At 47.1% G+C, this 18,807-nt stretch carries 18 protein-coding genes; 14 read left to right on the top strand and 4 right to left on the bottom strand.

Going from position 1 to position 18,807, the window contains the following annotated elements:
- Positions 1 to 64 precede the first annotated feature (64 nt).
- The 8 genes from rpmJ (at position 65) to carA (ending at position 5,726) form a co-directional block, all read left to right on the top strand.
- Positions 65 to 181 carry a 50S ribosomal protein L36 gene (gene rpmJ / locus VFS25_RS10200; protein WP_072360626.1) on the top strand — a complete coding sequence of 39 codons (117 nt, stop codon included), beginning with the start codon at positions 65 to 67 and terminating at the stop codon, positions 179 to 181.
- 41 nt (positions 182 to 222) lie between these two features.
- Complete coding sequence (rpsM, locus tag VFS25_RS10195) at positions 223 to 603, top strand: 30S ribosomal protein S13 (protein WP_326462032.1); 381 nt, start codon at positions 223 to 225, stop codon at positions 601 to 603.
- A gap of 92 nt (positions 604 to 695) precedes the next feature.
- Positions 696 to 1,097: a 30S ribosomal protein S11 gene (rpsK, locus tag VFS25_RS10190; protein WP_326462031.1), complete on the top strand. Its 402-nt coding sequence runs from the start codon at positions 696 to 698 to the stop codon at positions 1,095 to 1,097.
- Between the two features lie 160 nt (positions 1,098 to 1,257).
- Positions 1,258 to 1,863, top strand: coding sequence for a 30S ribosomal protein S4 (rpsD, locus tag VFS25_RS10185; RefSeq protein WP_326462030.1), 606 nt, complete (start codon positions 1,258 to 1,260; stop codon positions 1,861 to 1,863).
- Positions 1,864 to 1,887: 24 nt separating this feature from the next.
- Positions 1,888 to 2,883, top strand: a complete 996-nt coding sequence (locus VFS25_RS10180; RefSeq protein ID WP_089918427.1) for a DNA-directed RNA polymerase subunit alpha — start codon at positions 1,888 to 1,890, stop codon at positions 2,881 to 2,883.
- A 120-nt stretch (positions 2,884 to 3,003) separates the two neighbouring features.
- Positions 3,004 to 3,510 carry a 50S ribosomal protein L17 gene (rplQ, locus tag VFS25_RS10175; RefSeq protein WP_349256388.1) on the top strand — a complete coding sequence of 169 codons (507 nt, stop codon included), beginning with the start codon at positions 3,004 to 3,006 and terminating at the stop codon, positions 3,508 to 3,510.
- Positions 3,511 to 3,735: 225 nt separating this feature from the next.
- The gene (locus tag VFS25_RS10170) at positions 3,736 to 4,488 is read left to right on the top strand and encodes a hypothetical protein (protein ID WP_326462029.1); all 753 of its coding nucleotides are present in this window, start codon (positions 3,736 to 3,738) and stop codon (positions 4,486 to 4,488) included.
- Positions 4,489 to 4,616: 128 nt separating this feature from the next.
- Positions 4,617 to 5,726, top strand: coding sequence for a glutamine-hydrolyzing carbamoyl-phosphate synthase small subunit (gene carA, locus VFS25_RS10165; RefSeq protein ID WP_326462028.1), 1,110 nt, complete (start codon positions 4,617 to 4,619; stop codon positions 5,724 to 5,726).
- Positions 5,727 to 6,593: 867 nt separating this feature from the next.
- Here carA and VFS25_RS10160 read toward each other — a convergent pair.
- Positions 6,594 to 7,823 (bottom strand): pyridoxal phosphate-dependent aminotransferase, encoded by a 1,230-nt coding sequence (locus VFS25_RS10160; RefSeq protein WP_326462027.1) that lies wholly within the window; start codon positions 7,821 to 7,823, stop codon positions 6,594 to 6,596.
- Between the two features lie 196 nt (positions 7,824 to 8,019).
- On the bottom strand, positions 8,020 to 8,427 hold the full coding sequence (locus tag VFS25_RS10155) for a DUF1573 domain-containing protein (RefSeq protein WP_326462026.1): 408 nt from the start codon (positions 8,425 to 8,427) through the stop codon (positions 8,020 to 8,022).
- A gap of 207 nt (positions 8,428 to 8,634) precedes the next feature.
- Between VFS25_RS10155 and VFS25_RS10150 the strand changes: the two genes are divergently transcribed.
- From VFS25_RS10150 to VFS25_RS10140, 3 genes are all read left to right on the top strand, one after another.
- The gene (locus tag VFS25_RS10150; protein WP_326462025.1) at positions 8,635 to 11,034 is read left to right on the top strand and encodes an alpha-ketoacid dehydrogenase subunit alpha/beta; all 2,400 of its coding nucleotides are present in this window, start codon (positions 8,635 to 8,637) and stop codon (positions 11,032 to 11,034) included.
- A 227-nt stretch (positions 11,035 to 11,261) separates the two neighbouring features.
- Positions 11,262 to 12,221: a D-2-hydroxyacid dehydrogenase gene (locus VFS25_RS10145; protein WP_326462024.1), complete on the top strand. Its 960-nt coding sequence runs from the start codon at positions 11,262 to 11,264 to the stop codon at positions 12,219 to 12,221.
- A 298-nt stretch (positions 12,222 to 12,519) separates the two neighbouring features.
- Complete coding sequence (locus VFS25_RS10140; RefSeq protein ID WP_326462023.1) at positions 12,520 to 13,233, top strand: response regulator transcription factor; 714 nt, start codon at positions 12,520 to 12,522, stop codon at positions 13,231 to 13,233.
- Between the two features lie 90 nt (positions 13,234 to 13,323).
- Here the strand turns inward: VFS25_RS10140 and VFS25_RS10135 are convergent, their stop codons facing one another.
- Positions 13,324 to 14,034 carry a YebC/PmpR family DNA-binding transcriptional regulator gene (locus VFS25_RS10135; RefSeq protein ID WP_326462022.1) on the bottom strand — a complete coding sequence of 237 codons (711 nt, stop codon included), beginning with the start codon at positions 14,032 to 14,034 and terminating at the stop codon, positions 13,324 to 13,326.
- 115 nt (positions 14,035 to 14,149) lie between these two features.
- Positions 14,150 to 15,646 (bottom strand): amino acid permease, encoded by a 1,497-nt coding sequence (locus tag VFS25_RS10130; protein WP_326462021.1) that lies wholly within the window; start codon positions 15,644 to 15,646, stop codon positions 14,150 to 14,152.
- A 179-nt stretch (positions 15,647 to 15,825) separates the two neighbouring features.
- On the opposite strand from VFS25_RS10130, the gene VFS25_RS10125 reads away from it, so the two are divergent.
- The 3 genes from VFS25_RS10125 to VFS25_RS10115 form a co-directional block, all read left to right on the top strand.
- Complete coding sequence (locus tag VFS25_RS10125; RefSeq protein WP_326462020.1) at positions 15,826 to 17,085, top strand: dicarboxylate/amino acid:cation symporter; 1,260 nt, start codon at positions 15,826 to 15,828, stop codon at positions 17,083 to 17,085.
- A 68-nt stretch (positions 17,086 to 17,153) separates the two neighbouring features.
- The gene (locus VFS25_RS10120; RefSeq protein WP_326462019.1) at positions 17,154 to 17,843 is read left to right on the top strand and encodes a DedA family protein; all 690 of its coding nucleotides are present in this window, start codon (positions 17,154 to 17,156) and stop codon (positions 17,841 to 17,843) included.
- Positions 17,844 to 17,870: 27 nt separating this feature from the next.
- Positions 17,871 to 18,807: MFS transporter (locus VFS25_RS10115; protein ID WP_326462018.1), on the top strand; the 937-nt coding region annotated here is incomplete at its 3' end.

The following is an 18,807-nucleotide window of genomic DNA, read 5'->3' as shown; positions in this document are numbered from 1 at the left end:
GGAAAGCGGCAGTATCATTTTCAGGTATAAGAAATCAATAAATCAGACTTATAACTTTTAACTTATGAAGGTAAGAGCTTCCATAAAGAAGAGAAGTGCAGATTGCAAGATAGTGCGGAGAAAGGGGAAATTGTTGGTGATCAACAAAAAGAACCCCCGTTTCAAGCAACGTCAGGGATAATCGTATTCTAAACACAACAACGTAAATTTTAAAATAGCAATATGGCACGTATAGCCGGTATAGATCTTCCTAAAAATAAAAGAGGAGAAATAGGCCTCACCTATATCTATGGTATAGGCCGTTCTACCGCCCAATACATACTGACCCGGTCAGGAATCGACTTTAACAAGAAGGTAAGGGATTGGAATGACGATGAGCAGGCTGCCATCCGTAACATTATCAATGCCGAGATAAAAGTAGAAGGTCAGCTGCGCTCTGAAGTACAGATGAACATTAAGCGCCTGCTGGATATTGCCTGCTACCGTGGGTTACGTCACCGTAAAGGCCTGCCGGTAAGAGGGCAGCGTACCCGTACCAATAGCCGTACCCGTAAAGGTAAGCGCAAAACAGTGGCTGGTAAGAAAAAGGCACCGAAGAAATAATCTTGACATCACAAATAACAAGTTCCGTTTTCCAATGGTGATTTACCTGGTAAGTGGAACCTGGCAATTGGAATCTGGAATTATAAATTATTATGGCAAAAGCATCCAATACAAAAACTGCTGCTAATAAGAAAAGGGTAGTTAAAGTAGATAACTACGGGGACGTACATATCTCCGCAAGTTTTAACAACATCATTGTAAGCATCACCAACAAGCAAGGTCAGGTAATTTCCTGGTCCTCTGCCGGTAAAATGGGCTTCAAAGGTTCTAAAAAGAACACGCCGTACGCCGCACAGCTGGCCGCTTCCGATGCTGCTAAAACTGCGTTTGATGCAGGTCTGAAAAGAGCAGATGTATTTGTAAAAGGCCCTGGTGCCGGCCGTGAAAGCGCTATCCGCGCTATCTCAAACTCCGGTATTGAAGTGAGCATGATTAAGGACGTTACACCTTTACCGCACAACGGTTGCCGTCCTCCCAAGAAAAGAAGAGTGTAGGTATTACAATATCCAAATTCCAGGTTCCAGGTTCCGATATACGGGATCTGGAATTTGGAGTTTGGAATTTTATTATAACAGCATAAACGTGGGTGTATGATCAGGTTTAAGATTTTTTAAAGATCATACATCGTAACTAAAAAATCTAACAAACAACAACATGGCAAGGTACACAGGACCAAAGACCAAAATCTCCAGGATTTTTGGCGAACCCATTTTAGGTAATGGCAAGTATTTAGGTAAAAACAGCAACCCTCCCGGCCAGCACGGTGCAACCCGTAAGCGTAAACAGCTGGGTGAGTATGCGCTGCAGCTGCGTGAAAAACAAAAGGCAAAATACACCTATGGTGTGCTGGAACGCCAGTTTGCCAACCTGTTCGTAGAGGCAAACCGTCGTAAAGGCGTAACCGGTGAAGTATTGATTAAACTGCTGGAAGCACGGCTGGATAACACCGTTTTCCGCTTAGGCATTGCCCCTTCCCGCCCTGCTGCCCGTCAGCTGGTATCTCATAAACATATCACTGTAAACGGCCAGGTAGTAAACATACCTTCCTATCAGCTGAAACCCGGCGATATTATTGGCCTGAAACCTAAAACTGCCGGTAACACTGCTTTAACCAGCGTTATCCGCGGTAAAAATCCCAAATTCAGCTGGCTGGACTGGAACGAGAAAGAGAACAAAGGTACTTTTATCGCCTATCCTGAAAGAGAAAGTGTTCCTGAAAACATTAAGGAACAGCTGATAGTGGAATTGTACTCTAAATAATAAACTACTAAACTTCATATAACAATGGCAATTCTAAATTTTCAAAAGCCTGACAAAATCGTTTTGCAGAAGTCAACCGACTTTGAAGCTCAATTCGAATTTCGGCCGTTAGAACCAGGTTATGGCGTAACCATCGGTAATGCGCTGCGCCGCGTACTGCTGTCGTCCCTGGAGGGCTATGCCATTGTAGGAATAAAGATAGAAGGTGCAGACCATGAGTTTGCCACCCTGAAAGGTGTTACCGAAGACGTTACCGAAATCATCCTGAACCTGAAGCAGGTACGTTTTAAGAAGATTGTGGAAAATGAAGTAAATAACGAAAAGATCCAGATCTCTATTAAAGGTAAAACCGAGTTCCGGGCTGATATGATCGAAAAAGCCACCAGCGCTTTCCAGATCATGAACCCTGAGTTACTGATCTGCACCCTGGATCCTTCTTCCAAGCTGGATATTGAGCTAACCATTGGCAAAGGCCGTGGTTATGTGCCGGCAGAAGAAAACAAACCCAAGGATGCAGTATTTGGCTACATTGCCATTGACTCAATCTTTACCCCTATCAAGAATGTAAAATACAGCATTGAAAATACCCGTGTGGAGCAGAAGACCGACTATGAGAAGCTGATTATGGAGCTGGCAACAGACGGTACCATTCACCCGGAAGAAGCTGTAAAACAGGCATCCCGCATCCTGATCCAGCACCTGATGATCATTACTGATGAAAACATCAGCTTTGATACCAAGGACACGGAGAAAGAAGATGTGGTAGACGAACAAACCCTGCAGCTGCGTAAGATACTGAAAACGCCGCTGGAAGACCTGGACCTGAGCGTACGCGCCTTCAACTGCCTGAAAGCTGCCAAAATCAACTCGCTGAGCGAGCTGGTACAGTATGAGCAGGAAGAGCTGATGAAGTTCCGGAACTTTGGCCAGAAATCGCTGAGTGAAATTGAGCAGGTGCTGAACGAAAGAGGCCTTCACTTTGGTATGGACCTGTCCAAGCTGAAGCTGGAAGAAGAATAAAGCAAAAATTAAAAAGCAAAAAGAAAAGCTGGCGTTTTTTCTTTTTGCTTTTTTCCTTTTTATTTAAATAGGTACCCTGTAATTCCTGACACGGTACAGGGGAATAAAAAACAACAAGTCATGCGTCACGGAGTAAAATTAAACCACCTGGGCAGAACGGCTGCCCACCGCAAAAGCCTGTTATCTAACCTGGCCTGCGAACTGATTGACCACAAACGGATCACTACCACCCTGGCTAAAGCTAAAGCCCTGCGTGTGTATGTTGAGCCGCTGCTGACCCGTGCTAAAAATGATAGCACCCATAACCGCAGGATCATTTTCAGCTACCTGCAGGATAAAGAAGCTATCAAAGAACTGTTTGGCGTAATCAGCGAAAAAATTGCTAACCGTCCTGGTGGTTATACCCGCATTATTAAGCTGGGCAAACGTATGGGCGATAACGCGGAAACTGCGCTGATAGAGCTGGTAGATTTTAACGAGATTTACGGCAAGGCTACAGAAAAAGCACCGGCTAAAAGAACACGCCGTGCCGGTGGTAGCAAAAAGAAAGCTGAAGGCGCTGCCGCACCTGCAGAGGAAGCAACACCTGCTGCTGAAAACAAAACTGAAGAAAAAGCAGCCGAATAACACACGGTTGTTCAACAGTATAGACGGACAAGGCATTTGCTTTGTCCGTTTTTTTATGCACATCGGGAGAAGCGGCTTGAATTAAATGAGGTTTTTTTGTAATATAGCGGTGCGAAATCTTATAATTCCCTTGGTCCTATGAATTACCTGCGATGCCAACATTGTGAACATAATAATGCGCTCAGATCCGAATTCCTTACCTTTTGCGAACAGTGTGGTAAGAAATTGCCCTACACTTTTGCAGACTGGAAGCAGAAACATCCACTGGGTGAGTTTGAAGCTTTTCAACGGGAAGTAGCTATATACATAGACGATACGCCGCCAAAACCGGGATGGGTGCAGCAATACCTGTGGCCTGCAGGCCGCAGGGGCGTAATGCTGGCGCTGGGGCTCATATTTGCCCTGGTAGCCGTGGCAGGCACCTATTTTGGCAAAGAGGCCGTGCTTACCTGGTTTTTTCCCAAGGTATCAAAAGCCTGGATGTACACCTCCTGGGAAACAGTTACCATTGGCAGGCAGGCCATGGAAATCAGCGCGCCGGTACACCTGCGGGTAAGCGATAAGCCATTGCCCGCCGACCTGAACGGTATGGTTGAATATGCTAAAAGCTACGCCAACCAGCAGGGAGGCGGCATGCAGATAATGGTAGATATGTTCAGCTTTAAGGAAAGTGCCTCCAACAGCCTCGACGATGCCAATACCATTGCCATTAAAGGCATACAGCAGGAGGCCGGCGTATCGGAGCTGCAATATACTTCTGCGCCTATGCCCCAAACAGATGTGCAGGGCATTATGCAGGAGGGTAGCTATTTGTACAAAAATGCGGTAAAGCTTTCCTTTTATAACCTTATTATGGTAAAAGGGCAGCACCGCTGGCTAGTGAGCATCCGTTACCGGTCCGATGATAACGCAGGGCAGGAGGTTGCAAAACGGGTTTTCAACTCTGTAAAAGTGAAACCGTTTATAGTGAGGAACTAATAATTTATAATTAATTAATAGATAATGCGCGCCCCGGGTATAACAACCTGCGGCGCGCATTTTGCTTTATTTTTAACTGCGAAATGCCTAATTTTGCACGATTTTTTAAACAGAGTCATATAAGAACAATGCCTCATACTAAACCCAGTCAACCTGCCATATTACTGTTAGAAGACGGCACGGTTTATCAAGGAAAAGCTTTTGGTAAAATTGGTACTGCATCCGGCGAGCTTTGCTTTAATACCGGCATGACAGGCTACCAGGAAGTGTTTACCGATCCATCCTACAAAGGCCAGGTGCTGATCATGAATAACTGCTACATAGGCAACTATGGCACCAAGCAGGAGGATGTAGAGAGCGGCGGCGTAAAGATCAGCGGGTTAATTTGTAAGAACATTGCCCAGAACTATTCGCGCAAGCTGGCGGACAGCTCCCTGGAGAAGTTCCTGGAAGATAACAACCTGGTAACCATTTATGATGTTGATACCCGGGCCCTGGTATCTCACATACGCAGCAAAGGCGCCATGAACTGCATCATTTCCTCCGAAACACTGGATGTGGAGCAGCTCAAAGCACAGCTGAAGCAGGTGCCTTCTATGGAAGGACTGGCATTATGCGCAGAGGTGTCTACCAAAGAGCCGTATAATATCGGCGATCCCGGTGCCAGCATCCGTATTGCAGTAATGGATAACGGGGTAAAGCGCAACATGCTTAAATGCCTGTCGGAAAAAGGCGCTTACCTGAAGGTATTTCCCACTACCACTTCTTTTGAGGAATGCGAGCAGTTTAGGCCGCATGCCTATTTCATATCCAATGGTCCCGGCGATCCGGCGCCGTTGAAATATGCAGTAGATACGGTTAAAAAGGTGTTAAATGCCGAACGGCCGTTATTTGGCATATGCCTGGGCCACCAGCTGCTGGCGCTGGCCAATGATATTCCCACTTATAAAATGCACCATGGGCACCGCGGATTAAACCACCCGGTAAAGAACCTTTCTACCGGCCGTTGCGAAATCACTACACAAAACCACGGTTTTGCTGTAGATCCCAAGGCTATTGCAGCCAGCGAAAATGTGGAGATAACCCATGTGAACCTGAATGATGGTTCCATAGAAGGTATTCGTATTAAGAACAAGCCGGCTTTTTCCGTGCAATACCACCCGGAGTCAACTCCCGGTCCTTACGACTCCCGTTATTTGTTTGACGACTTCTTTAAGATGATTGAGGAGTACATGTAAAAGACGTAAAAATACCAGTATAAAACCAGAACGGTCCCGAGGAGTCGGGACCGTTGTTTTTATTCCACGTTATGAAAACAAGCAGATGGTTGTGCTGCTGTTTAACAGCTAGCAGGCGTCATCGCCGTTTCATGATGGAACAAAAATGGCAAAAATATCGAAAGGCCGATAGCTACAAGTGATGAATAGACCTTTAAAGAAGATAAGTGGGGCAAAACGCGGGATTAGGGAAAAAAAATACGGCTCTGTGAACAGAGCCGTTTGCCTTTATAAATTCCACGTTATGAAAAACTGATACAAAAATACATTATTTTGCTAAAACGTTTTAGTTAATTTTCGTCTTTTTACACAACCCTGATAATTCTCTTTCACTGTTGATTATAGAACAAAGTTCGAACCAAAAAAACGTTTGTGAAAATTTCTTGAGTTAAATTTTTCTTAAACAAATTACTATGCGCTTTCCTTATATGATAATTTGTTTAATTCTTTACTTTTTCCATTCCTTCACCGTTTCTTTAACAAAGATACAAGTAAAATTGATTTTTCAAAATAGTTTTCAGAAAAAAATTAAGTTTTTGACTTAAAATAAAAATATAGAATTAATTATAATATCAGTACGACACCTGCCATTTTGTGTCGAATAATTTTTAAAAATATTATAACTTATTGAAAATCAATTAAAGTGCATTGGGGCTGGCTTCTTTGGGCTAAAATACCGTTCCAGCACTAAAATCGGAAGGCAAACATATGTAATTTTTTGTTATGCAACATATTTCCCTTTCAATTAATTTCTAAACGGGTGTAAAGATCGCACTTTTCTAATTTTCAACCATGTTAATATATTATGAACCGCCGTACCCAGCCATCCTATCCTTGGTTGGCAGCCCTGGCTGCGGTTATTGCAGCAGTGCGGCCCGGGTAGCTTTCCAGGGCTTTTTCAAGGCATAGCATGGCCTTGGCAATATCCTCCTTATTCAGCACATATGCCAGCCGTACCTCTTGCCTGCCCAGGCCGGGAGTAGCATAAAAACCGGTACCCGGCGCCATCATTACGGTTTGCTGCTCATAAGCAAAATCTTCCAGCAGCCACTGGCAAAAAAGGTCTGCGTCATCAATGGGCAAACGGGCCATGGCATAAAACGCGCCGCCGGGGGCGGGACAAAATACGCCCGGAATGCTGTTCAGCTTTTCTACCAGCACATTGCGGCGCGACAGGTACTCTGCCTTAATCCCATCAAAATAATCAACCGGCAGATCTACCCCTGCTTCGCCGGCTATTTGTGCCAGGGAAGGGGGGCTCAGGCGGGCCTGTGCAAACTTCATTACCGTATCAAGCACCTGCTGGTTTTTACTAACTAATGCGCCTATACGGGCACCGCATGCGCTGTACCGTTTGGATATAGTGTCCATTAGTATTACATGGTTATCCATTCCCTCCAGGTTCATTGCAGAAAAATGCCGCCCGATATAGCAGAACTCCCGGTAAGCCTCATCGGCAAACAGGTACAGGTTATGCTTCAGGCACAGCTGCCTGAGCACTTCCAGCTCTTCCTTACTATATAAATAGCCCGTAGGGTTGTTGGGGTTGCAGATCAGGATGGCCCTGGTGCGCGGCGTTATTGCCTTTTCAAACGCTTCCATAGCCGGCAGGGCAAAGCCGCTTTCAATATCAGCGGTAATAGTGCGGATAGTTACTCCCGCTGCTACTGCAAAGCCATTATAGTTGGCATAAAAAGGCTCCGGCACAATTACTTCGTCACCTGCATCCAGGCAGGCCATAAAGCCAAACAGGATGGCTTCTGAGCCCCCGGTGGTAACAATAATCTGCTGATAATTCACCTGTATATTAAATCGCTCATAATAGTGAACCAGCTTGCGGCGGTAGCTTTCATTACCGGCGCTGTGGCTGTATTCCAGTATTTTAAGCTCGGAATGGCGTACCGCATCCAGCATCGGTTGGGGTGTTTCAATATCCGGCTGGCCTATGTTCAGGTGGTACACCTTAATGCCCTTCTTTTTAGCAGCTTCTGCGTAGGGCACCAATTTTCTGATGGGGGAGGGTGGCATGTGCTGACCCCTCTGGCTGATTTCAGGCATTGTTTTGATTGATTTGGCGATTGCAAAGGTAGGGGAATGTAAGGATATGCCGATAACAGATGTATAATGCGCGCTATCCGGCAGTGTAGAAAACATGGGAATGAAGGCTGCAAAAAAAAAACCTTACAGCTTTTAAAACTGTAAGGCTTCCTTTATTAAATGTAAGGCCTTCAGGGCCTATCTCAACATTTAAAGATTATTGTTCTACGGTGCCGGTCAGGTGCAGTTCCTTGTCCTGGTCAACACCTTTGAATTTAACCCAAATGGTTTTGCTCTGCTGGCCAACACCATTAGCGCTGTAAGTAGCGGTTACCTTACCTTTTTTACCGGGTAAAACAGGCTCTTTTGTCCAGTTAGGAGTAGTACAACCGCAGGATGCGCGGGCAGCTTCTACTAAAACCGGTTCTTTGGAGATATTAGTAAATTCAAAATCAACAGTTACGGGTTTGTTGAGTTGGGTTTTACCAAAATCAATTGATTCCTTTGCAAATTTCACCTTTGCGTCAGCGGTAGCACCCGTTCCAGAACCATTTTGAGTCTGGGCCCACAGCGCTGTAGTTAACAGCATGCTCGCAAATAGGGATAAGATAAACTTTTTCATCATGTATAGTTTGGTTTTAAACGGTTTGGTTAAAAACTAATACTGCCTGCTTATACAACAAATTTACAGCCAAATTTCGTATCACGTCCGACAAATTATTAAAATCTTCTTAAAAAAATCATTTTAATTTAAGAACGGCATTTTCAGCGTGTTAGCAAGTATTTTTCATCTGTACAAATTAACCTTACTTTTGCACTTTAACCAACAGGCATGATAGAAAATAATGAACTGACTATGAACATGGACAGCCGGTTATCTTTTGAAGAGTTCCGCAAGGAGGTACTAAACGACTACCGGTTGGCTTGCGAAAGCAGGGAAGTTAGCTTGCTGGCACGCAAGGAGGTGCTGACGGGTAAGGCCAAATTCGGGATTTTCGGAGATGGCAAGGAAGTAGCACAGATAGCCATGGCGAAATATTTCCTGCCGGGCGATTTTCGTTCCGGCTACTATCGCGACCAGACTTTTGCTTTTGCCAGCGGTATTGCTACCATAGAGCAATTCTTTTCTCAATTGTATGCCGATCCGGATCCGGCCCATGAGCCTTTCTCGGCCGGCCGTCAAATGAATTCCCATTTTGCCACGCCTAATATTACACCAGCCGGGCAATGGTGTGATCTTACCAAGATAAAGAACACCGCGGCCGATATGGCCCCCACTGCTGCGCAAATGCCGCGCTCCCTGGGGTTGGCCTTTGCCTCTAAATTGTTCCGGGAAGTGGAAGTGCTGAAAGAATTCAAACACCTGTCAGCTAACGGGAACGAGATCTGCTTTGCCACTATCGGTGACGCTGCTACGTCGGAAGGGCATTTCTGGGAAACCATGAATGCAGCAGGTGTTTTGCAGGTGCCGCTGGCCGTATTTGTGTGGGACGATGGCTATGGTATATCCGTACCGCGTAAATATCAGACCACCAAAGGCTCTATCAGCACTGTTATGGAAGGTTTCCGGAAAACGGAGGGCACCAACGGCTTTGACATATATAATGTAAAAGGGTGGGACTATGCCGGTATGTGCGAAGTGTTTGAGAATGGCCTGCGTAAAATAAGGGAAACCCATATACCTGCATTATTCCATGTAGAGGAAATGACGCAGCCGCAGGGCCACTCCACGAGCGGATCGCATGAACGCTATAAAAGCAAGGACCGCCTGGCCTGGGAACGTGATTTTGACTGCAACCATAAAATGCGGCAGTGGATACTGGAAAATGCGCTGGCAGATGAAGGCACCCTGCAGGAAATAGAGGCCCGCGCCAAAGTAGTGGCCCAGGAAGGCCGCAAAAGCGCCTGGGAAAAATATATTACGCCCATTAAACAGCAGGTGCAAACCCTTATAGGATATGGTAACGCAGTGGTGGCAGAGGGAGGGCCGGAGGCCGACCGCGCAAGCCAGGCCATACGTGAGCTGAAGGCAAACCGTGAGCCGCTGCGCCGCGATATTTTGAAAACAGCTGCCGGCATCCTGTTCCATAATAAGAAAAAACAAAGTCCTGCCTTACAGGCTTTACAACAATACTATAACCAGCTGCTGCAGCAGGAAAAGCAAACCTATAATTCGCTGCTGTACGGAGAGGGGGCCAACTCGGCGCTGAACGTACCGGTAATACCTGCCACTTATGCAGCCGATGCGCACATGGTGAATGGCTATGAAGTGCTGAATAAGTATTTTGACCAGCTGTTCTCCGAAGATCCCCGGGTATTTGCCTTTGGGGAAGATGTTGGGAAAATAGGGGATGTAAACCAGGGTTTTGCAGGCCTGCAGCAGAAGCACGGAAAAGACCGCATTTTTGATACCGGCATACGGGAGCTGACTATTATGGGCCAGGCGGTAGGTATGGCCATGCGTGGTTTACGGCCTATTGCCGAAATACAGTATGTGGATTATATGCTGTATGGCCTGGAGCCGCTGAGCGATGATGTAGCCAGCCTGCACTACCGCACCGGCGGTACACAGGTATGCCCGTTGATTGTGCGCACCCGCGGCCACCGGCTGGAAGGGATCTGGCACTCCGGTTCGCCCATGGCCATGATGATGCACAGCCTGCGCGGCATGCACCTTTGCGTACCCCGTAATATGGTGCAGGCAGCCGGCATGTATAATACGCTGCTAAAAGCCAATGAGCCTGCAATAATGGTAGAGGCGCTGAACGGCTACCGGCTGAAAGAGCGGCTGCCGGATAACCTTACCACCTTTACCGTGCCGCTGGGTATACCGGAGGTGATACAGGCCGGTATGGATATTACGCTGGTATCTTACGGCTCTACCCTGCGTATAGTGGAGGAAGCGGCACATACGCTGGAACAGCTGGGCGTTTCCTGCGAAATAATTGATGTACAAACATTATTGCCTTTTGATATTCACCACAGCATAGTGGAGTCACTGAAAAAGACCAACCGCATTTTGTTTATTGATGAAGATGTGCCGGGTGGCACCACTGCCTACATGTTCCAGCAGGTAATGGAGCTGCAGGGCGGTTACCGCTGGCTGGATGTGGCACCCCGCACCTTAAGCGCCCAGGCGCACCGGCCGGCCTATGGGTCCGACGGGGATTATTTTTCCAAACCCAATACGGAAGATGTGGTGAAGGTGGTAATGGCAATGATGGAAGAGTAGTGTAAAGCTTTCCAAGTTAAAATAATACGTCCCGTAGCGGCCTGGCCGTACGGGACGTTTTTCTGTAACAGTTGTAGGTTAGGCAGATGGCAAGCAGTGTGTTCACAAATATTAAAAAATATATCCATACTGCTATGCCATACCCGTGTTATTTAACCATAATTTCAACATGAAACCGGTGCAGGAGGTAATGCGGCGACAGTGAGTGAACGGCAAAAAAGGTAAAAATGAAGAACATAGTTGTTTTAGACGGTTATGCCCTCAATCCCGGCGATCTTGACTGGGGGCCCTTACAGGCCCTGGGCAATGTAACTATATATGACCGTACTCCGGCGTACCAGGTGCCGGAACGGGCCAAAGATGCAGCAATTATACTTACCAATAAGGCTATTGTAAACGCAGCCGCCATAGCGCAGCTACCGGGGCTGGAATATATTGGCGTAATGGCTACAGGTTATAATGTGGTAGATATAGCTGCTGCCACTGCGCGGCATATAAAAGTAACCAATGTACCTGCCTATGGTACGCCGGCAGTAGCGCAGCTTACCTTTGCGCTGATGCTGGAGCTGTATAACCAGGTAGGCCTGCATGCGGCAAGCGTGCGCGCCGGCGACTGGGCCCGCAGCGCTGATTTCAGCTATTGGAAAGCGCCACTGCATGAGCTGCAGGGCAAGGTGCTGGGTATAGTAGGACTGGGGCAAATAGGGCAGGCGGTGGCCCGCATAGCGCTGGCCTTTGGCATGCGGGTAATAGCCAGCCATCGCCACCCGGAGCGGGATAAAATAGAAGGTGTGGTATTTACCGACCTGGCCACCTGTTTTGCCAAAGCAGATGTGGTAAGCCTGCATTGCCCGTTAAATGAGCAAAACCGTGGTTTTGTAAATGCGGCCTTGCTAAATACCATGCAACCCGGCGCAATATTGATCAATACCAGCCGTGGGCCGCTGATTAATGAAAACGACCTGGCGGCGGCGCTGAACAGCGGCCGTATAGCCGGGGCAGCGCTGGATGTGCTGTCGGTAGAGCCGCCGTCTGCCAGCCATCCGCTGGTAACCGCTAAAAACTGCATTATTACCCCGCATATAGCCTGGGCATCTATAGAAGCACGAAGGCGTTTGTTACATACGGTGGTGAACAATGTAAAGGCCTACTTACAAGGCCAGCCGCATAATTTAATTAATGGATAAGTGTGTGTGCATCAAATTGATAAATATAAATTCTGGCAGATGCATGCTATTATATTAATATGAAAAATTAAAGCAGCCACTATTGATTTGTCTGTTAATCAATAGCAAATATTAATAATGTTCTATACCGCCAATGAATAAAATGAACAAAAAGGACCATAAAAAAACCTTCCTTGTTTTTTCGAAATCCAGCAATAATTAGCTAAATTGGAACAGGTTATATGCCCCCTGTGGTGGTTGCTATTAAAGACACACTAGAAGCACTTATATCTTAGACATTCATCCAAAATCCACCTGTATGAAAGCAGGAATTCTACTGGTAGAAGACGACCATTTTTTTGCCAAAGTCATTAAAAGACAGCTGGAAAAGGAAGGTTTCAATGTAGTACATTGCCTTGATGGTAACGAAGCCTGGAAGATGTTCCAGGAGCGTGACTTTGACATCTGCTTAATGGATATTATTATGCCCGGTAAGGATGGTTTTACCCTGGCGCGTGACATCCGTATGCTGGATTCCAATGTACCTATTATCTTCACCTCCTCCCGCTACATGGAGCAGGACCGCCTGAACGGCTTTGAAGCCGGCGGTGATGATTACATGGTAAAGCCGTTTAATATTGAGGAGCTGCAGTACCGTATAGACGTGTTCCTGAAAAGGAGCCGCCTGCTGCAAAGCCGCAAGGTGCAAGTTTACCAGCTCGGGTCCCTGGAGTTCAACTATACAGAGCTGAAGATCTATCATGCGCCCACTAAAGCCACGGTAAACCTGCCGCCCAAAGAAGCGGAGCTGTTGAAGTTCCTGTGTGATAATCCCAACCGGCGTTTGAAACGGGAAAATATATTGCTGAGCGTATGGGGAAGTGATGATTTTTTTGCAGGGCGAACCATGGATGTGTATCTTACCCGCCTGAGAAAACATTTTAAGCTGGACGATACCGTAAAGCTGGAAACCTTCCACGGCAAAGGGCTACGGCTGGTTACAGACCCGCAGGCCTGCCTGGCAGATGGATAAGTAAACAGATCATCGTAAACGTTACACATATTGGAGAACCGTTGTGCTGAATGCATAACGGTTCTCGTTTTATAGTGTGTGCATATACGTTTAGCGCAGGTTATGGAATACCTGCTGTACATCGTCATCCTGCTCCAGGCGGTCAATCAGCTGCAGTACTTCTTTCGCTTGCTCTTCATTCAGCTCCGTTGTGGTGGTAGGAATACGCTGCAGCTCTGCACTGATGGGGGTAATACCCTTTTCTTCCAGGGCCTTGGCCATATTGCCAAATTCCGTAAATGGCGTACGCAGAACGATGTTGCCTTCGCTATCTTCCCCGATTTCTTCCAAACCGGCGTCTATCAGCTCCAGTTCCAGCTCTTCCAGGTTCTGCCCTTCATTCTTGATCTTGAACACGCCCATACGGTTAAATAAAAAGCCCACAGAGCCGCTGGTACCCAGGCTGCCGCCTTCCTTGTTAAAGTGCATGCGAACATTGGCCACGGTGCGGGTAGGGTTGTCCGTGGCAGTTTCCACCATAACTGCAACACCATGCGGGGCATACCCCTCATATACTACTTCCTCATAGTCGGTTTTATCTTTACCCATAGCGCGCTTAATGGCGGCTTCCACCCGGTCTTTGGGCATGTTCACGCCTTTGGCGTTGGCAATGCAGCGGCGCAGGGCGGGGTTATTATCCGGATCAGGACCGCCTTGCTTTACCGCAATCGCTATTTCCTTGCCTATCCTGGTAAATTGTTTGGCCATCCGGTCCCAACGGGCAAACATAGTGGCCTTTCTTACTTCAAATATTCTTCCCATGTTGGTTTATTATCGAAACGCAAAAATACAGTGTTTTACAGGAATGTAAAACCGCTAAAATGAAAACCGCCCCGGTATTGTCGCGGGACGGTTTCAATTATTTAATCCATATATGTTATTGCTGCCGTTTGCGCGCTTTACTGTGCTTAACGCTGTAGCCAAAGTAAATAAAAAAGCCAATGGCCAGCCAAACGAACAGTCGCAGCCAGTTATCCACACCCAGGCCCATGATCATAAGCCCGCACACAATAGCGCCTAAAACAGGCACCACCGGCACCCAGGGGGTTTTGAAGGGGCGCGGCACATCCGGATCACTTTTACGCATTACCAGCACACCAATACATACCAGCACAAATGCAAACAGGGTACCAATGCTGGTCATATTACCAACAATGTGGTCAGGGATAAAACCGGCAAACAGCGCGGTGAATACAAAAAACAGTATTTGCGATTTGTAGGGGGTGCGGTACTTGGGGTGCAGCTTTGAAAACACCGGCGGCACCAGCCCATCGTTACTCATGGAGTAGAACACACGGGTTTGCCCCAACAGCATTACCAGTATTACAGAGGAAAAACCGGCCAGGATGGCAATGGTAATGAACATTGACAGCCAGCCATATCCCGGCATGTAAGTATCAATAGCATAAGCTACAGAAGCTTCGCTACCGGATTTCAGGAAGTCTTTGTAAGGTGCTACGCCGGTAAGTACATGCGAGAATAAGATGTATAACACCGTACAAATGGCCAGTGATACCAGGATGCCTACGGGCATGGCGCGCTTGGGATCTTTGGTTTCCTGCGCCGCGGTAGACACGGCATCGAACCCGATGAAGGCAAAGAATACCACCCCGGCACCGGCCAGCACCCCCAGCAACCCATGATTTCGTGGTTGAGAGTAATCTACAATGTTACCGTCGTTGAGGGTAACGGTTCCTGCATCGGCAGGGATCATGTAGGGGGTATGGTTAGCTGGGTTTATAAAATGCCAGCCCAGGACAATAAACAATAATACAATGGCAACTTTTACAATTACAATGATGGTATTTACAGTTGCAGATTCCTGTGTGCCGCGGATCAGCAATAAGGAAAGCATGAGCAGGATAAAGATGGCAGGCAGGTTAATCATACCGTGCACGCCTGTACTTGATACCTCAAACGGGGAGTGCGACCATTCATAAGGAATAACGGTGCCAAAAAGGGAATACAATAACTTATTCAGGTACTGGGACCAGCCAATAGATACGGTAGCGGCGCCCAGTGCATATTCCAGCACCAGGTCCCAACCAATGATCCAGGCAATAAATTCACCAAGGGTAGCATAGGAATAAGTATAGGCGCTACCGGCAATAGGTATCATGGAAGCAAATTCCGCATAGCATAAACCTGCCAGGGCGCAACCAATGGCCGCTACAATAAAGGAAAGGGTAACAGCAGGTCCGGCATGCTCACCTGCAGCAGCAGCGGTACGTACAAACAGGCCGGCGCCGATAATTGCACCAATACCCAATGCAATCAGCGAACCAGCGCTTAATGTTCGCTTCAATCCTTTTTCTGTTTCCGATGCTTCAGATAATAATTGACCCAGTGGCTTTTTTACAAAGAGTCTACTCATGATAGAAGTATTGTTGGTTGATGTTTAAATGGTTTAGTTTGTTGATTTAAGACCGCCAAATATAACTATCTAAAACCAAACAGGCTGGTTTTATTTTACAGGGTGATGGCCGAATATTGGCCCAGAACCTTATTTTTGAGGAATTTTAAACACGCACTGCGGCAATAAATGAGCATGGCATGAAGAAATCAAACCGCCTTACCCTGTATATTGTTCTGGGCATGATACTGGGAATTTTAACAGGGTATATCATATTTACCTCCTATGCAAATGACGAAGCAACCATTAAGAAAACAGCGGATATTTTATCTATACCTACCGATATTTTCCTGCGACTGGTAAAAATGATCATTGCCCCGCTGGTGTTTTCCACGCTGGTAACGGGTGTGGCCAAACTGGGTGACATTAAAGCCATAGGCCGTATTGGCGGCAAAACCATGCTATGGTTTATTACCGCCACCTTTGTTTCCCTGTTCCTGGGGTTAATACTGGTAAATGTGCTGCAGCCGGGGCATGCCCTGAACCTGCCCGTGCCCGATACCCATGCCAGCAGCGGTGTTTCCGGCGCCGATATGACCCTGCGCGGTTTTTTCCAACACGTATTTCCGGAAAGCGTAATTCAGGCAATGGCTGCCAACGAGATATTACAGATTGTGGTATTTGCGTTATTCTTTGGGGTAGCCATTACTGCTATTGGCGAAAAAGGGCAGCTGGTGGTAAAGCTGCTGGATGCGGTAGCGCACGTCATGCTGAAGGTTACGGGATATGTAATGAACTTTGCGCCGTTTGCCGTATTTGGCGCTATGGCTGCAATTATTTCGCAGAAAGGAATGGGAATTTTGCTAACCTACGGTTTATTCATCGGCCAGTTTTATATAGGCCTGATACTGCTGTGGATAGTACTGGCCCTGGCTGGTTTTGTGGTGCTGGGACGTTCTGTATTTCCCCTGCTGGGCCGGCTGCAGGCGCCGTTTCTGCTGGCTTTCAGTACTGCCAGCAGTGAAGCGGCCTACCCCCGCACCATGGAGGAACTGGAAAAATTCGGCTGCGACAACCGGATAGTAAGCTTTGTATTACCCCTGGGCTATTCCTTTAACCTGGATGGCTCTATGATGTATATGACCTTTGCCAGCATGTTCATTGCACAGGCCTATAACATGCACCTGGGCCTGGAGCAGCAAATATCCATGCTGCTGGTGCTTATGATCACCAGCAAGGGTATAGCAGGCGTGCCCCGGGCCTCACTGGTAGTAATAGCGGGTACCTTATCCATGTTTCACATTCCGGAAGCAGGGTTGCTGCTGCTGCTGGGGGTAGACCATTTACTGGATATGGGCCGCTCCGCCACCAATGTAATAGGTAACGCCATGGCCACTGCCGTGGTATCTAAATGGGAGGGCGCCCTTGAAAAGCAGCCGCAGGCTGTGCAGGAAGTATAACAATTCAATTACAGGAAAATTGCTATTTTGGCAATTCAGCATTTTGGAATTATCTCATATAAAGTAGCATGGACCAGATTACAGAGCTTTTTAAGCATCTCATTAATCCGCAATGGATCATTGACCACGGTGGTATTTACCTGTTGTTGCTGATCATTTTTGCAGAAACGGGATTGTTTGTGGGATTTTTCCTGCCGGGAGATTCCCTGTTGTTTGTTGCGGGTATTTATGGAGAAAAGCTGAGCGAAAGCTTTTTTAATGTGCCTTTTGTGGTAATAATGCTGATGATAGCTATTGCCGGTGTGCTGGGCAACATGATTGGCTTTTGGTTTGGCCGTAAATCCGGGCCGCTGCTGTTTGCGCGGAGAGATACGCTGCTGTTCAAGAAAAAATATTTATACCAGGCAAAGGAATTTTACGATAAGCACGGCGGCGGCGCTGTTTTCCTGGCGCGCTTTTTACCTATTGTGCGCACCTTTGCGCCCATTGTAGCAGGCATTGTACAAATGGAAAGTAAAAAGTTCATGCTCTACAACATACTGGGCTCTTTTGCCTGGGTGTTTTCCATGATGCTCGCAGGGCATTACCTGGATAAAATGTTCCCGGGCCTGAAAGAGCACCTGGAGCTGATAGTGCTTATACTGATACTGATCACCACCCTGCCGGTGCTCATCAAAATGTTTTTCGGGAAAACCAAACATACAGAACACATCCACCACGAGGATAGCAAAACACCAACAGATTCCACTGTTTCCTAAAAAACCATCTATTTATTTACTAACCGTATGAATGCAAATAACCGTTCCACGTCTATTTTTAATATAGCCGTTATAGTGGCTTCACTGGGCTATTTCGTAGATATTTATGACCTGTTGCTTTTTACCATTGTGCGCGTACCCAGCCTGAAAGAGCTGGGCGTGCCGCAAACGGAAATAGATACGGGTATTGGCTTGCTGCTGATTAATATACAAATGGCGGGGCTGCTTATAGGAGGCATTTTCTGGGGAATTGTGGGGGATAAAAAAGGCCGCCTGAGCGTGTTGTTCGGCTCCATACTGCTGTATTCCATTGCCAATATTGCCAACGGGTTTGTGCATAGCACCGGTGCTTATTTATTATGGCGCTTTATAGCCGGCCTGGGGCTGGCAGGTGAGCTGGGCGCCGGTATTACCCTGGTTTCTGAAATACTGCCCAAGGAAAAACGCGGCTATGGTACCATGATTGTTGCTACCATTGGCGTATTTGGTGCAGTGGTGGCCAATTTTGTGGCCAAAATAGTGCAGGACTGGCGTATCTGTTATTTTATTGGCGGCGGGTTAGGCGTAGCCTTGCTGGTGCTGCGCATCAGCGTAATGGAGTCGCACCTGTTCAATGCTATTAAAACAAGCAATGCCAGCCGTGGTAATTTTCTGCAGCTGTTTACCAACAAACAACGTTTCCTGAAATACCTGAAATGCCTGCTGCTGGGCACTCCTACCTGGTTTGTGGTGGGTATACTGGTGGCTTTTTCCAATAAATTTGCGGTGGAAATGCATGTGCAGGACGCTATCAGCCCCGGCGACGCCATTGCGTTTTGCTACACGGGGCTTACCCTGGGCGATTTTGCCACCGGCTTAATAAGCCAGCTCTGGAAAAGCCGCCGCAAGGTAATGCTGTTGTTCCTGGTGCTTACTGCTGCTTTTGTGACGCTGTATTTTCAGCTGCACGGCGCTTCCAAATGGA

The organism is Chitinophaga sp., from assembly GCF_035761305.1.
Classification (GTDB): Bacteria; Bacteroidota; Bacteroidia; order Chitinophagales; family Chitinophagaceae; genus Chitinophaga.
The sequence above is the reverse complement of the archived record's forward strand: the minus strand, read 5'-3'. Positions and strand labels throughout refer to the sequence as shown.